The 612-nt window shown below is 58.0% G+C and carries 1 protein-coding gene; it reads left to right on the top strand.

The window, feature by feature from the left end; translation table 11 throughout:
• Positions 1-255 precede the first annotated feature (255 nt).
• Entirely contained in the window at positions 256-546 is a 291-nt protein-coding gene (locus tag J2D73_RS20240) for a hypothetical protein (protein WP_207884217.1), read from the top strand.
• The last annotated feature ends 66 nt before the right edge of the window (positions 547-612 follow it).

The following is a 612-nucleotide window of genomic DNA, read 5'->3' as shown; positions in this document are numbered from 1 at the left end:
GTAACTACGAACCTGTGGAAGGAACTGAACCCCGACGCGACGATGGAAGACCGTCGCCGCGTCGTCTCCGCTGTGTGTCACGTCCTGTTCGGTTGATCGGCCAAAGCCGAGCCGCAACAGCAACCGCCATGAGCGCGCAGATGAAGAGCGCGCTCACTCGCCCGTCACCCCATCATCGGCTACGCTCGGGGCGCGCGAGAGAGTCGGAATCTCTCCCGCGCTATCACCATCTGATGCAACAGAGGATGAATTGTTATGAGCGACACGCCCGACACAGTAATTAGAAGCATTAGCGACAATCTGAGGCGCATCGAAGGCGTTGGAGCGCCAATTATCTTTGCCGACAACGTTCCATTTATTGGCCATGTTGGCGGAGTAATTAAGGCTACACTCAGCGCAGGAGTTTCTAGCGTTGACGCCCCTGGGGCCGAAGTGCCAACGGCCCACCTTCGCCTCACCAGACACGCCGCTGAAGCCCTCATCAAAGGACTTCAGGACATCATCGTGCTTGCCGACAGAAACAATTCCGGCGCTCCGATCAACTGAAACCCCAAGCAATGACATGAGGCGTGACAACGTGCGCCTCATACCCCCGCCTCCTGATTGGGGCGG

Source organism: Acetobacter sacchari (assembly GCF_017377715.1).
GTDB classification, from domain to species: domain Bacteria; phylum Pseudomonadota; class Alphaproteobacteria; order Acetobacterales; family Acetobacteraceae; genus Acetobacter; species Acetobacter sacchari.
The sequence above is the reverse complement of the archived record's forward strand: the minus strand, read 5'-3'. Positions and strand labels throughout refer to the sequence as shown.

Excerpts from the sequence above, each read along its gene's own strand:
- J2D73_RS20240 (WP_207884217.1), top strand. The coding sequence starts at position 256 with ATGAGCGACACGCCCGACACAGTAATTAGAAGCATTAGCGACAATCTG.